General features: G+C 44.7%; 12 protein-coding genes. 7 read left to right on the top strand and 5 right to left on the bottom strand.

The genetic code is table 11. The annotated features are described in order from the left end of the window. Positions 1-199: hypothetical protein (locus tag F6K51_RS25810; RefSeq protein WP_293025497.1), on the bottom strand; the 199-nt coding region annotated here is incomplete at its 3' end. Positions 200-527: 328 nt separating this feature from the next. On the opposite strand from F6K51_RS25810, the gene F6K51_RS25805 reads away from it, so the two are divergent. From F6K51_RS25805 to F6K51_RS25795, 3 genes are all read left to right on the top strand, one after another. Then, positions 528-1,463: a phosphorylase gene (locus tag F6K51_RS25805; protein WP_293025495.1), complete on the top strand. Its 936-nt coding sequence runs from the start codon at positions 528-530 to the stop codon at positions 1,461-1,463. Between the two features lie 275 nt (positions 1,464-1,738). Continuing rightward, positions 1,739-1,879, top strand: a complete 141-nt coding sequence (locus tag F6K51_RS25800; protein WP_293025493.1) for a hypothetical protein — start codon at positions 1,739-1,741, stop codon at positions 1,877-1,879. Positions 1,880-1,893: 14 nt separating this feature from the next. Then, positions 1,894-3,573, top strand: coding sequence for a glycosyltransferase family 39 protein (locus F6K51_RS25795; protein ID WP_293025492.1), 1,680 nt, complete (start codon positions 1,894-1,896; stop codon positions 3,571-3,573). A 40-nt stretch (positions 3,574-3,613) separates the two neighbouring features. On the opposite strand, the gene F6K51_RS25790 is transcribed toward F6K51_RS25795, so the two are convergent. Continuing rightward, positions 3,614-3,964, bottom strand: coding sequence for a hypothetical protein (locus tag F6K51_RS25790; RefSeq protein ID WP_293025491.1), 351 nt, complete (start codon positions 3,962-3,964; stop codon positions 3,614-3,616). Between F6K51_RS25790 and F6K51_RS25785 the strand changes: the two genes are divergently transcribed. Continuing rightward, complete coding sequence (locus F6K51_RS25785) at positions 3,963-9,890, top strand: translocation/assembly module TamB domain-containing protein (protein WP_293025489.1); 5,928 nt, start codon at positions 3,963-3,965, stop codon at positions 9,888-9,890. The two genes, F6K51_RS25790 and F6K51_RS25785, sit on opposite strands and share 2 nt — an antisense overlap. Before the next feature lie 34 nt (positions 9,891-9,924). Here F6K51_RS25785 and F6K51_RS25780 read toward each other — a convergent pair whose 3' ends face one another. Beyond that, the gene (locus F6K51_RS25780) at positions 9,925-10,071 is read right to left on the bottom strand and encodes a hypothetical protein (RefSeq protein WP_293025487.1); all 147 of its coding nucleotides are present in this window, start codon (positions 10,069-10,071) and stop codon (positions 9,925-9,927) included. Position 10,072: 1 nt separating this feature from the next. Here F6K51_RS25780 and F6K51_RS25775 point away from each other — a divergent pair, with 1 nt between their 5' ends. Then, positions 10,073-10,237 carry a hypothetical protein gene (locus tag F6K51_RS25775; protein ID WP_293025485.1) on the top strand — a complete coding sequence of 55 codons (165 nt, stop codon included), beginning with the start codon at positions 10,073-10,075 and terminating at the stop codon, positions 10,235-10,237. Positions 10,238-10,428: 191 nt separating this feature from the next. Here F6K51_RS25775 and F6K51_RS25770 read toward each other — a convergent pair whose 3' ends face one another. Beyond that, positions 10,429-10,746, bottom strand: a complete 318-nt coding sequence (locus F6K51_RS25770) for a DUF3067 family protein (RefSeq protein ID WP_293025483.1) — start codon at positions 10,744-10,746, stop codon at positions 10,429-10,431. A gap of 239 nt (positions 10,747-10,985) precedes the next feature. Between F6K51_RS25770 and petC the strand changes: the two genes are divergently transcribed. Continuing rightward, positions 10,986-11,528, top strand: coding sequence for a cytochrome b6-f complex iron-sulfur subunit (gene petC, locus F6K51_RS25765; protein WP_293025481.1), 543 nt, complete (start codon positions 10,986-10,988; stop codon positions 11,526-11,528). 114 nt (positions 11,529-11,642) lie between these two features. Next, entirely contained in the window at positions 11,643-12,632 is a 990-nt protein-coding gene (gene petA, locus F6K51_RS25760) for a cytochrome f (protein ID WP_293025501.1), read from the top strand. Positions 12,633-12,722: 90 nt separating this feature from the next. Here the strand turns inward: petA and F6K51_RS25755 are convergent, their stop codons facing one another. After that, positions 12,723-13,748 (bottom strand): patatin-like phospholipase family protein, encoded by a 1,026-nt coding sequence (locus F6K51_RS25755; RefSeq protein WP_293025479.1) that lies wholly within the window; start codon positions 13,746-13,748, stop codon positions 12,723-12,725. Positions 13,749-13,751 lie beyond the last annotated feature (3 nt).

Below are 13,751 nucleotides of genomic sequence, written 5' to 3'. Positions count from 1 at the left end.
TGCACTTCGTGGCTGACATAAACGTATTGGTTATTGGGGAGTGGTGAGTATGGAGTAGGTAATGTTGAGGAGGGATTAGGTGCAAATTATTAGGGAGTAGGGAGTAGGGAGTAGGGAGTAGGGAGTAGGGAGTAGGGAGTAGGGAGTAGGGAGTAGGGAGTAGGGAGTAGGGAGTAGGGAGTAGTAGCAAAGGGGTCATATTTTTTTTGTTATTATAAATTAATTTTAATGCATTTTGTTTAAAAAAATATGGTTTTTTTAAACAAAATAGTTACTTTTTTTTAAATAAATAGGGTTATTTTTTTTACGTTAATCAATAAGATAATAGCGTTTATTATTCTAAATAGGTACAGTCAACTTTCTTCCCCCTGCTCCCTGCTCCGAAGTCCCTATTCGAGGTTTAGTTTAAGCATTTAGCTGACAGCTGACAGCTGACGGCACCTCAAGCAGCGTGCGCGTAGCGCATAGGCTTGCTTTTTGACAAATGATTTAAGATTGCCATAGAAGCTGAAGGAAATGCGATCGCTATGACTGAGGAACAACCAATTGCCGAAGGAACACTAGTACTAGAACCAGGTACATTGTGGCCGAAACTGAAAGCACAAACTGAACACGCTATTGAATGTAAAGCACTCCAATCCATAGCGACAGAATACGAATTCGTAGAACAAGACGGTATTCGCTTCTTGGTGCGGATTTTGTCTAATCTGGTACGGAAAGACAAAGCCAAAAAGAAGCAAGAGGAAAAAACAGCTACTTCATCCAAGGATTTCAACCCTTTTCTTCCCTACGAACAAGATTTATTTGTAGCAGACCTTTCCGACACCCACCTGTGTCTGTTGAACAAATACAACGTAGTTGACCATCACCTGCTGATCATAACCCGTGCTTTCGAGGAGCAAGATACTTGGCTGACTTTGCAGGATTTTGCTGCTATGTGGGCATGTCTTGCCGAAATTGATGGCTTGGCATTCTATAATGCTGGAAAGATTGGTGGTGCCAGTCAACGACACAAGCACTTGCAACTAGTTCCTCTGCCCCTAGCCCCTGAAGGAGTTAACATCCCGATCGAAAATGCGATCGCATCAGCTAGCTTTCAGGACTCTGTTGGCACCATCCCAACCCTACCCTTCATCAATGCTATTGTTCAGCTTGACCCTAATTGGGTAAACTCTCCGTGGGATGCTGCTCAAGCCACCCTCAAGTTGTACCATAGATTACTGAGTGCAGTCGGGTTGCCATGGAATAATGCCAATGGTAACAAGCAATCCGGTGCCTACAATCTCCTCGCCACAAGGCAATGGATGTTGCTTTTACCCCGTTCTCAACCAGATTTCCAGTCAATTGGTGTCAATTCCCTCGGATTTGCTGGAGCTCTCCTAGTCCGAAACCAAGAGCAAATGAAACGTCTGAAAGACCATGGTCCCATGACAATTTTGAGAAACGTTGCCGTTAATTGGTAATTAAGGAAAGGGAATAGGGAATAGGGAGTAGGGAGTAGGGAGTAGGGAGTAGGGAGTAGGGAGTAGGGAGTAGGGAGTAGGGGGAAGAAACTTGAATGTATCTCATCATGATGAAAAACGCTATAATACCCAATTGTTAAGTATTAATTTTCAATTAGTATTTTTATAGTTATACAGTGCGTTTATCGCAGTCATGAGGTACAGTCATATTTGATGCTAATTCCCTTAAAACCATCTTTACTATAGCATTTATAAATAGATCATGAGCCATCTTGATGATTGCTCATAACATCAAAAACTATTTGGATCTCTTTCCTATTTCTGCCTGCTCCCTGCTCCCTACTCCCTACTCCCTACTCCCTGTTCCCTGTTCCCTATTCCCTGTTCCCTTTGCTATAGTTTCAATTATCCCCTAATTATCGTAGTTAGCATGATCAATAAAATTACTCTTGATTCTATCTGGTTCAGAAATTTACTGATTATATTAATCGTACTAGGAGTAGTCTTTAGATTTTACAACCTAGACCGTAAAGTTTACTGGTATGACGAGACAATGACCTCCCTGAGAATTTCTGGTCACACTCGAACCGAACTAGTAGAAACAATTTTCGATGGTCAGATTATCAGCGTAGAAAACTTATTAAAACAGTACCAATTTCCCAATCAGGAAAGAGATATCAATGACACTATTAATTCCCTAGCCGGTAATCCCGAACATTCCCCCCTTTACTATCTAATGGCGAGATTATGGTTACAAACCTTTGGCAATTCCGTAGTAACTATTAGACTGCTATCTGTAATAATTAGCTTATTAGCATTGCCCTGTGCTTACTGGCTGTGCTTAGAACTATTTGGTTCAAAATTAATCGGATGGGTAGCTGTTGCCATAATTGCTATTTCTCCCTTTCATGTTTTGTATGCCCAAGAAGCCCGAGAATATAGTTTATGGACCGTTACCATTTTGCTTTCTAGTGCAGTCCTATTATGGGCAATGAATTATTATAGGAGAAAGCAATTCATCAAAAAAACTTATCGATGGATTATCTATAGCTTTACTGTTGCCTTAGCACTTTATACTCACCCTTTCTCAGCCTTTGTTTTAATTGGACAGGGATTGTATGTATTAATTACCGAAGGTGGTCGGTGGAGTAAGCGAGTAACTAGCTATTTACTAGCCTCCTTAGGAGGAATATTGCTATTCTCCCCTTGGCTAATCATTGTTATCACTAATTTCTCCAAATTTATCGCTAATACTGACTCAGTTAATCATAGTCGTTCAGGCTTCTTACCCCTATTTTGGACCTTAAACCTCAGTCGGATTTTCTTTGATGTCAACCAAGGCATTCATCCTTTGAGTCCCCTCCACTATCTCAGTTTATTGTTAGCAGGATATGCCCTCTACTATCTTTGTCGTAACGCTCCTCAGCATGCTTGGGTATTTATTATTACCTTAATTGGAGTGACAGGAATTGCTCTAATCGGTCCAGATGTGCTATTAGGTGGTCGCCGTTCTAGCATTACTCGCTATGCTATTCCCTGTTATCTAGGCATTCAGTTAGCTATTGCTTATTTCCTGACAACCCAAGCCAAAAACTCAGGAAAATATACCAAGGGAATGATTGATGGAAATTTAGCAAATCCCGAAGATAGGCAAAATCAGCAAGTAAGGGTTGACCATGACATAGTGCCCATGGTAAAAACCCGACAAAATCCTAAAACTTGGAAGTCTATAGCAATTGCTCTGGCATTTAGCGGCATACTCTCCTGTATAGTCAGCTCTCAACTGCCAGTTTGGTGGCACAAGAGCTATGCGAAGAGTCGCAATAATCCCCCGGTAGCAGCTTGGATTAATCAAATCCCACAACCACTCTTGATCAGTAATGAAATTCCCGGTAGGGTTCTATCTCTGTGTCATCTACTTCGCCCGGATGTACAGCTGATGTTATTGGATAAATCCAATAGCTCTACCAACATCCCGGAGATTCCGGAGGGTTTCGAAAATGTTTTACTTTATCGACCGTCAGAGGAATTGCGCCAGGGAATTGAAACCACCTATAAGTATAGCGTTAAACCTACCGATCAATCTTGGCTCTGGAAACTATCAAGATAGGGATCTTCGTCAGATCAAAAAAGTAGTAGTATTATCTGCCTTATCCCGAGTTGCATTCACACCATTGGGACACAGCACCTTCTTCCATCTCCTCCCCCTCTTCCCCTTCTTCCCAATCATGATTGGGAATGGTGAGATCCTCTTGAAAAGCACTTGGTATTCGGCACCTATAACTGATACCCCTACTCCCTGTATTTCCCTGATAAATTAAGATGACGATGCCCCCATATTCCCTCGGAACTCCAGTTGTAAGGTGCAAACCAATCAAGATGAGTAACTCTCCCAATCCTGGTAATCTACCAGAGCCTACTCCGGAAAATACTCCAGAACCTACGGTAAGTACAGGTTTTTGGCAGAGGCTGCTACGTCCGGTCTTCATGCTTATGGTCATGATTCTAGTTTCTGGGATAGGGGGCGGAAGCCTTTTTGCTTGGTATTTCATCCAGAAGCAATTAGCACCAACGGTAGAGAAAAATTTATCTAGCTTTCTTAACCGGAAAGTCAATGTCGGACCAGTGGAGGGCTTTTCCCTAAATGGTGTAAGGTTTGGTTCTTCGGAAATACCAGCTACCCCTACGGATCCCGATCATCTTGTTACCGAGGCAGTGAAGGTAAGCTATAACCCCGTTAAACTGCTGTTTACCAGAACCCTAGAACTAGATGTAACCCTAGTTGAACCTAATATATATGTTGAACAGGACAAAGATTTAAACTGGGTGTCTACAGCATTTACACAAACTGCCCAAGATTCTGCGTTTAAGGTAGACCCAAAGGTGGTGCGGTGGCGGGATGCGGATGTGGTGGTGGTGCCAAGATCTGAAGTGGGCATCAAAGAACCACCGATGAGATTTACTGAGGTTCGGGGGAAAAGTAAATTTCTCGACGGAGGTCAGCTGATTCGCTTTGATGTAAATAGTCAGCCGTTAACTGGGGGAAATTTAAAGGTTAAGGGAGATTACCGCCTCTCTCAAGAAAAAACTGACTTGCACCTTGATGTCGATAACGTGAGTGCGGCAGAGGTTAGTAAAGTACTTCTGATTCCCCTGAAGCTTCAAGGGGGTAAACTGGGTGGCAACCTGAGAATACAACGGAATAATGCTGAACAGCCTTGGCAGTATTGGGGTACGATTAACTTTTCCGACACCACCGCCCGCTTAGAACCCTTGCCCCAACTGTTCACTGAAAGCAAAGGTAAGCTGAGCTTTCGAGGGAGTCAGATTTGGCTCAATAACATAACTACCAGATTCGGTCAAGTACCTGCCCAAATCGGGGGAATGCTGGATATTGAGTCAGGGTACAAGCTCAGAGCAACAAGCGAACCGGTTCAGATACAGCAGTATGCACAGACCTTTGGCATCAAAGAGCTACCAGTAACTACTTTAGGTAAAGCACAGGCTACGTTTAAGGTCACTGGAGCTATCGACAACCCGATTGTGATTGGAGAGGCGTTTACCACCACTGCCGCCACCCTTGACCAGGTGAACTTCAGCTATATTACTGCTGACTTTACCGTTATTAATACTGAGCTGGCCATTAGAAACTTGCAGGCAAAACCAACAGTGGGTGGCTTAGTCACAGGCAAGGGGGATATCAAATTTATGGATCAGGGGGGGGCAGTATTTGATCTCAAAGCTGTGAATGTGCCAGCGAATGCGATCGCAAAACAGTATGGATTTAATCTACCCATTCCTCTGGGTCGAATTTATGGCAGAACCCAGATCTTTTCTCCCCTTGACAAGCCCGAGAATTTTCGTGCCACTGGTTATGCTAATCTGCCCATCGGTGATGGTGTTCTCAGAGCTACTAATTTTCAAGTGGGGGCTGGGCGCTGGCAGGGGTTAGTAGAAGCTAAGAATATTTCCGTGGCACCAATCCTAAAAACCTTGCCTGCACAATCTCTACCGCCAGAGTTCTCTGGACCGTTCAATGGTCAATTTAATCTGTCCGGTCGCCTTGATTCTTTCGAGCCAGAAACCCTCCGTGCCAGGGGTTACGGCAGCGTAACAGTTGATGGTGGTACCTTGCGTGCTACTAATGTAAAACTGATCAATGGTGGTTTTTCTACCCTAGTCCAAGCCTCTGAGATTCCTCTAGAAGCCTTAGCACCAGTACCCTCTGAATTTAAAGGTCCCATCTCAGGGGAGTTGACTATCTCAGGGAATGTAAAGTCTTTGAGTCCTAGTACGATTACCGCTAGTGGATCGGGTAGTTTAGACCTAGCAGCAGGGACTATTAAAGCTGATGCGATCGCGATCGCTAAAGGCCAGTTCCAAGCTCAAGTAGTCGCATCCAATCTCAAGTTAGGTCGTCTCGCACCAATACCACCGCAATTCAACGGTCCAGCCTCCGGGGAGTTAACCATCTCAGGGAATGTGGATTCGGTCAGTCCTAGTACCATTACCGCTAGTGGGTCTGGTAGTTTAGATGTAGCAGGAGGAACCATTAAAGCTGATGCTGTCGATATCGCTAATGGCAACTTCAAAGCTCAAGTAGTTGCATCCAAGGTCAAGTTAGGTCGTCTCGGACCAATACCTCCGCAATTCGACGGTCCAGCTTCCGGGGAGTTTACCATCTCAGGGAATGTGGATTCGGTCAGTCCTAGCACCATTACTGCTAGTGGGTCTGGCAGTTTAGACCTAGCAGGAGGAACCATTAAAGCTGATGCTGTCGATATCGCTAAAGGCAACTTCAAAGCTCAAGTCGTAGCATCCAATCTCCAGTTAGGTCGTCTCGGACCAATACCATCGCAATTCGACGGTCCAGCCTCCGGGGAGTTTACCATCTCAGGGAATCTAGATTCGGTAAGTCCTAGCAGTATTACTGCTAGTGGGTCTGGTACTTTAGATGTGGAAGGGGGTAGAATTCAGGCTTCTCAAATCGATATTGCCAATGGTAACTTCCAGGCCAAGGTACAAACCTCTAAGCTCGACTTGGGTGCTCTTGCTCCGGTCCCGCCCCAATTCAATGGCCCTCTTTCCGGGAATGTCACTGTCTCTGGTAATCTAACTAATTTAACCATTGACGCCATTAAGGGCAAAGGGTCTGGACAACTCAAGGTTGCTGGTGGTCAATTACTAGGAACAGCTGAGTTTAGCAATGGTAAATTTCAGGGAGTTTTCCAGCCTACTAATCTCAAGTTGTGGGAGATTAATCCTGATTTACGAGGACGTCTCAATGGCAGTGTCAATATTTCTGCTCCGTTGCTATTGACACCAGATACAGCTCTATCAGCAATCCAAGCTCAGGGTAAGCTGAATTTTAGTGAAGGCATTTCTATACTTGAGCGTTCCCTAGCCACATCCTTTGACTGGAATGGTCAAAGGCTAGAGATTAAAGAAGCGATAGCCGAGGGATTCAATGCTAATGGTTTTGTCAATCTAAACCCAAAGAGTCAGGGCTTACAAGCAATTAAGACCTTTGATTTCCAGGTACAAGCAGAGGATTTGAATTTGCAACGATTACCGGCTGACCTGCCTGATGCGTTCAATTTAGGAGGCTTAGTCGGTTTTAACGGTCGCATTGCTGGTACTCCTCAAGCTCCGACAATTAACGGTGACTTAAGACTGCGGTACTTTTTTGCTGGTCCTCTGGAGTTTGAATCCCTACTGACAGGTCGAGTGAGTATAGCACCAAAGTCAGGGGTAAATCTCCAGCTAGCAGGTAATCAAGACAAACTGGAGGTGGTGCTAAACCCCAATTACCAACCCGTATCCTTTTTGCTGCAGTATCAGAACAAAACTGCTACTGGGATTCGGTCAGGGGATGAGCTACAAATGACCGTAAAGAATTTCCCCATCAATACCATTAAGAGTCTGGCTTTGAGTAGTGGGATGGTAGACGGGAAAAACCTCGAACCATGGTTAAGCAAACCCTTGGCGGGAGACATATCTGGGAAAATTGCTCTGAACCTCAAGACCTTTGGGTCATCCGGTGAAATTGCGATCGAAAATCCCATCTTTGACAACCTCAGAGGTAAGCTGTTACAAGGCTTTTTCCAATACCAGCAAGGGACGATGACTCTGACCAATGGCTTGTTTGAAAAAGGTAAAAAAGGTGATAGTCAATACTTATTTGCTGCCAACGTCACCCAAACCCCCAACGGACCAGAATTTAAAGGAGAACTCCAGGCTAAGCTCGGAGAAATCCAGGATGTTCTGACTACCCTACAACTATTTGATATCACTGACCTAGGTCGAGGCTTGCAAGCGCCCGTCTACGGCACAGCCGCTGATCTTGCCGTTACTGGAGTAGGTAATCCACAAAATAAGCTCAAAAAACCCCTACGGCGGATGTCAGAAATAGTCACCCTCCTAGAGAAGCAACGCCAGCAGCGTCAAGAGAGCTTTCTGTTACCAGAGCTTACCGAGATCAATGGTGGTTTTACTGGCAGTATCAGTATGGAAGGTTCAGTCAAAGATGGCATCCGTGCCAAATTTAATTTCCAAGGGGAAAACTGGCAGTGGGGTTCCTATAAAGCTGAGACAATTATTGGCCAAGGGAATTTTGAAGAAGGGGTACTGAATCTTTTACCTGTGCGGATTCAATCGGGTCAGAGCCTAGCCACCTTGTCCGGTAGTATCGGTGAACAAGGTCCATCGGGTCAGCTCAAGCTAAAGAACGTCCCGGTTTCCCTGATTAGAGAAGTGTTCAAATTTCCGAGCTCTGTTGGTTACGGAGGATTTGTTGATGCCACAGCGGACTTTTATGGAAGTCTAAGCAATCCCCAAGCTAGGGGAGCAATATCTGTAGTGGATGCCAGTTTAAACCGAACACCCCTCGAATCCATCAAAGGCAGCTTTAGTTACAACAATGCGCGGTTGAACGTCTTTGCCCAAAGTTTTCTGACCAAAGAGTCTGAACCCCTAACTGTAAATGCCAAAATCCCCTACAAGTTACCCTTTGCCGAAGTAGAGCCAGAAAATCGGCAAGTTAGTGTACAACTGACGGTTCAAAACGAAGGACTTGCCCGATTGAACATGCTTACCAATCAACAAATCACTTGGGTTGATGGTAAAGGACAAGTAGATTTAGATATTTCCGGTACCTTTGACCAAGACCAAGATTGGCGAGAGCAACTGGAGCAACTTACCGTTATTGGTAACATTAATGTACAAGACGCTACCATTGCTGCCCAAGCCTTACCGGAACCCCTGACAGAAGTTAATGGCAAAATCCGGTTTAACTTCAACCGGATGGAAATTGTAGACACCTTACAAGGGAATTTTGGTGGTGGTAAATTAGTAGCGGTAGGGAATTTGCCATTGCGAGACCTAGCTAGACCATTAGAGAATCCCCTCACCGTTGACCTGAATCAACTAGCCATCAATCTCAAAGGGATTTACAGTGGTGGTGTTCAAGGTCAGACCATCATTACTGGGACTCTGTTTAATCCTAGAATTGGTGGTTACATCGAATTGTTTGATGGTCGAGTACCGATTTCTGAATCTCAAACTGCCCCGATCGGGAGTAGCGGATCGGCTGGTGACGAACTAATCGAGTTCAATAACTTACAGTTGACCTTAGGTAAAAATATCCTAGTTCGACAGCTGCCAGTATTAGATTTTCTCGCCAGCGGTACCCTTCTAATTAATGGGGACATGAGCGATATTAGACCAGAAGGAACGATTCAGCTACTGCGCGGTCAGGTCAATCTCTTTACCACCCAGTTTCGTCTTGATAAAAATTACAACAACAACGCTCGATTTGTAGCCACTCTTGGCAGAGACCCAGAGTTAGATGTGCAGATGGTGGCATCAGTAATTGAGTCTAGGAAACAACCCATTACCAGTGAAACCTTTGCTAATGAAATTAGCGATAGCCCAACTAATTTTGGCACTACAGAAACTATTCGGGTTCAAGCAAAAGTAAAAGGGCGAGCAAGTCAGCTCTTTGACCGAGTGGAACTTAATAGTATGCCAAAACGTAGTGAAGGGGAAATTGTTGCTCTATTAGGGGGTGGCTTTGTGGATACCTTGGGTCGAGGCAATACTACCTTGGGTTTGGCAAACCTGGCTGGCTCAGCACTACTGAGTAATGTCAGCAACCTGATTGGTGATGCCGCAGGATTAGATGAGTTTCGCATTTTCCCTACTACAGTTACAGATGATAATAGACGCACTGATAGCTTAGAGCTAGGTGCTGAAGCAGGAATTAATATTACTAATAATTTATCATTTTCGTTGTTAAAAGTGTTAACTACTGATCAGCCAATTCAGTACAACTTGCGCTATCGAGTTAATGAAGAAGTTTTGCTACGCGGCGCTACAAATTTTTCAGATGATACTAAGATAATTGTCGAGTATGAAAATCGATTTTAATTAGAATTAAGAATTAAGAATTAAGAATTAAGAATTAAGAATTAAGAATTAAGAATTTAGAATTAAGAATTGGGAATCGGGAATCGGGAATCGGGAATCGGGAATCGGGAATCGGGAATCGGGAATCGGGAATCGGGGTAAGAGGCGTTGAGACAGCCCGCCGGAAAATTGCAACAGGCAAGATGCCTGTTCCACCCACCGGGTCAAACAGCTTTAATCAGATGCACCCGTTGATCACAGGTGTTCCTCTGACCAACAGTGGGGGGAACTCTAAGACTGAGACTAATCGGCCAGACAATTCTATGAAATGCGATCGCATCCCCCAAGCCCAAAAAGCTCATCCCTGATCTAGCTCCCACTACAGCACCAATCCCCTCAGACCAAGCCGTCAGCTTAACATAAACTTCTTTGGCCTATGGCCACGCTACGCGAACGGTAGAATTTAATAGTTCGAGATTTTTGGCCGTTGTCTAAACTACCCACACCTCCCTACTACCCACACCCCACACCCCACACCCTACTCCCTACTCCCTACTCCCTAAAAATCCTCTAGCATCCATTCTGAGGACCGCTCACCTAGTTCTATGGGAATACTGACCACTTTGCCTAGTCGTGGACGCTCACGGGTGTTGTTAATGAACTCTTGCACCTGGCTGGCTCCTCCCCAACCTCGGATATAGTTGGCTACTGTATCTAAATGCTCTAGGTACTCAGCTTCAGAAAGGGGGAAGGATTGCTGCTCCAGATACTTCCACATCACCTGAACAAAGATTTTCCCTTGAGTCCTCCGAATCTGGATGTCATAGGAGCGTCCCCACTTATTGAGCAGGAGTTGGTGCAAGTCCTGTCCTGTCATAGCCTGTTGCCCTAACTTAATGTTTACATTTTGTTACAAATACAACGCTTCTTAACTTTATGATAAAGCGTAAAAGAATGTAATAATACTTATAGTTCAAGCCGTGAATCCTTATATTGCAGGGATTTGGGCAACCCTGTCCAGTGGTTAAATTACACTACAGTTATAAAAACAGGGTTCAAAAAATTCTGGTAATTTTCCCAGAATTGTAAAAAAAGTATACCTTTAGGCGTTCAGTTATGGCTCAAGCTTCTGGCTCTCCAGACGTTCCAGATATGGGGCGTCGCCAATTTATGAACCTCTTGGCGTTTGGGACGATTACCGGCACATTTGTTGGAGCTCTCTACCCAATCGTTAAGTATTTTATCCCCCCATCCAGTGGTGGGGCTGGTGGTGGTGTCACAGCTAAAGATGCTTTGGGCAATGACATCAAGGTCAGCGAGTTTTTAGCTAGTCACAATGTAGGCGATCGCACCCTGACTCAAGGTCTCAAAGGGGACCCCACCTATGTGATTGTTACTGAAGATCAAGGTCTTGAGGCTTACGGTCTCAACGCGGTTTGCACTCACTTAGGCTGTGTTGTACCTTGGAATGCTAGCAAGAACCGGTTCATCTGTCCTTGCCATGGATCCCAGTATGACAATACTGGCAAGGTAGTACGTGGACCAGCGCCTTTGTCTCTAGCTTTGGCACACGCCACGGTAACAGAAAACGACACCCTAGTCTTCAGCACCTGGAAAGAAACTGATTTCCGCACTGGTGAAAACCCCTGGTGGAGTTAATTGCTCTAGTCCTTAGTCCTTAGTTTTTAGTTAATTGACTAGTGCTAATCAACCATTAGCAATTAACAAGTTGCAATTTTTAAATTACCAATTTTTGAGTTTTTTGGCTTAGTGATGAGAACACCTGATGTATCGGTGATGGTTAACCGTGGCAAGGGGATGATTGCCAGAGCTATCGTTTTGGTTGTGGCAGCTGTCGCCCTTTTCTTTGCCAGCGACCTGGCAGTTCCCCAGTCAGCTGCTGCCTATCCCTTCTGGGCACAGCAAACTGCACCAGAAACCCCTCGTGAAGCCACTGGCAAGATAGTTTGTGCTAATTGTCACCTAGCAGAGAAACCGACAGAAGTTGAAATTCCCCAATCGGTACTGCCAGATACTGTATTTGAAGCTGTGGTTAAAATCCCCTATGACCTAGAAGCACAAGAGGTCTATGGTGATGGTTCTAAAGGTGGCTTACAGGTCGGTGCCGTGGTGATGTTACCGGAAGGTTTCAAGATTGCTCCTCCTGACCGGATTCCGGAGGAAATGCAAGAAGAAACCGAAAACATGTACTACCAACCTTACAGCGAAGAGCAGGAAAATATAGTACTCGTTGGTCCTCTACCAGGTGAGGAGTATCAAGAAATTGTGTTCCCAGTTCTCTCTCCTGACCCCAGAACTGAGAAAAATATCTATTTTGGTAAATACCAGCTTCATGTTGGTGGTAACCGGGGACGGGGTCAGGTTTACCCCGCTGGTAACCTTAGCAATAATAATGCCTTCAATGCCTCTGCCACTGGTGAAATTACCAAAATTACCTTTGAAGAGTATGTTGGCTACGACGTCACTATCAAGACCCCAGACGGCGAGACTGTAGTTGATACGGTTCCCCCTGGCCCAGAGTTACTGGTTGCTGAAGGAGATCAGGTAGTATCAGGACAAGCTCTGAGTACTGATCCTAATGTTGGTGGATTTGGTCAAAGGGATGTGGAAGTGGTCTTACAAGACCCAGCTCGGATTAAGTGGTTGATGCTATTCATCGGCGCGATTATGCTATCTCAAGTCTTGCTAGTTATTAAGAAGAAGCAAGTAGAGAAGGTGCAAGCTGCTGAAATGAATTTCTAGTCTTAAGTGGCTGGTTTAGAAGTCACTATTGCGATAGTTATTGGTTAAAGGTTGACTATATCAATGGTCAACCTTTATTTATCACAACCCTTAATCATCCAATAGTGGTCGGTCATTGTGCAACTCCCATGTCTGTTTGATCAGTTTGTCCTGAGAACCACGCATGGCTCTAATCGCTATAAAGGTTTCGAGAATTGGCTGCAAGCAACGCTGGGCATCTTCATAACCACGCTTTTTGAGTTCTGTGATGCGTTCAGGGCTGAAGTCTAGCAAACTATCAATGAAACCGATAACTGGCCTATTCGATTTATTGATTTGTTGTTCTGGTCTAATTTCAATGATGGCTTGCTCTGGAAAGTCGTGGCGGCTCCAGGTTTCTCCGTTATCTAAGTGAATTACAATGGCGAAAGTACATCCACGAGCGGCTAATGCTCCCAAGGGGATATTATCTCCCAAAGCACCGTCTACATAGAACTGACCATTAACTTCTCGTTGAGGAAATGCCAAGGGAATGGCAGCACTAGCAAGGAGTAAATTATAGAGAGTTTCATCATCTTGGCAATCCTGCACCCGAAGCCAGTGGGCAGATGTACCAGCTTGGGCTCGCAAAAGATCGACTAAGGGCATCAGTAAATCGTAGTCTAAGTCTGGTATTTTCAGTGCTGGAAATACTGTTGCCCATAACTCAATACCTTTTCGCAGCTTAGCCGGGTCTACGGCTTCGCGTAATAGAGTTTCTACAGGTTCAGGGTCAAAGATTGCGTTGTGGTCTTTGGGCAACCCTATCTTTACTAAGAAATCAAACCACCACGTTCTCAGATTTGGGATAAAAGCTTTAGCACCATAGCTTAATGTTTTAAGAACTGCACTCTTATTGGGACGGATAACCTGTTTTTGACCTAATTGATCCCAAAGTTTATTCAATCGCTTGACACCTTCCGCAAATGATTCACTGGATGCGAGAACAGCGCCATTAAGGGTGCCGATGCTAGTGCCAGCAATAATTTGTGGCTCTAGTCCAATTTCGGCAAGATATTTACATACACCGGCCTGATATGCTCCTTTAGCACCACCACCAGCTAGTACAAGTCCAAATTTGGGGTTTGTGTGTTCCATAGA

Origin of the sequence: Moorena sp. SIO3I8 (assembly GCF_010692325.1) — a bacterium.
In the GTDB taxonomy this organism is placed as follows: domain Bacteria; phylum Cyanobacteriota; class Cyanobacteriia; order Cyanobacteriales; family Coleofasciculaceae; genus Moorena.
Note: the sequence above shows the minus strand (reverse complement) of the source record. Positions and strands in the feature narration are given on the sequence as shown.

Excerpts from the sequence above, each read along its gene's own strand:
- F6K51_RS25795 (WP_293025492.1), top strand. The coding sequence starts at position 1,894 with ATGATCAATAAAATTACTCTTGATTCTATCTGGTTCAGAAATTTACTG.
- F6K51_RS25805 (WP_293025495.1), top strand. The coding sequence starts at position 528 with ATGACTGAGGAACAACCAATTGCCGAAGGAACACTAGTACTAGAACCA.
- F6K51_RS25755 (WP_293025479.1), bottom strand. The coding sequence starts at position 13,748 with ATGGAACACACAAACCCCAAATTTGGACTTGTACTAGCTGGTGGTGGT.
- F6K51_RS25770 (WP_293025483.1), bottom strand. The coding sequence starts at position 10,746 with ATGACAGGACAGGACTTGCACCAACTCCTGCTCAATAAGTGGGGACGC.
- F6K51_RS25800 (WP_293025493.1), top strand. The coding sequence starts at position 1,739 with ATGATTGCTCATAACATCAAAAACTATTTGGATCTCTTTCCTATTTCT.
- F6K51_RS25785 (WP_293025489.1), top strand. The coding sequence starts at position 3,963 with ATGATTCTAGTTTCTGGGATAGGGGGCGGAAGCCTTTTTGCTTGGTAT.
- F6K51_RS25790 (WP_293025491.1), bottom strand. The coding sequence starts at position 3,964 with ATGACCATAAGCATGAAGACCGGACGTAGCAGCCTCTGCCAAAAACCT.
- petA (WP_293025501.1), top strand. The coding sequence starts at position 11,643 with ATGAGAACACCTGATGTATCGGTGATGGTTAACCGTGGCAAGGGGATG.
- petC (WP_293025481.1), top strand. The coding sequence starts at position 10,986 with ATGGCTCAAGCTTCTGGCTCTCCAGACGTTCCAGATATGGGGCGTCGC.
- F6K51_RS25775 (WP_293025485.1), top strand. The coding sequence starts at position 10,073 with ATGCCTGTTCCACCCACCGGGTCAAACAGCTTTAATCAGATGCACCCG.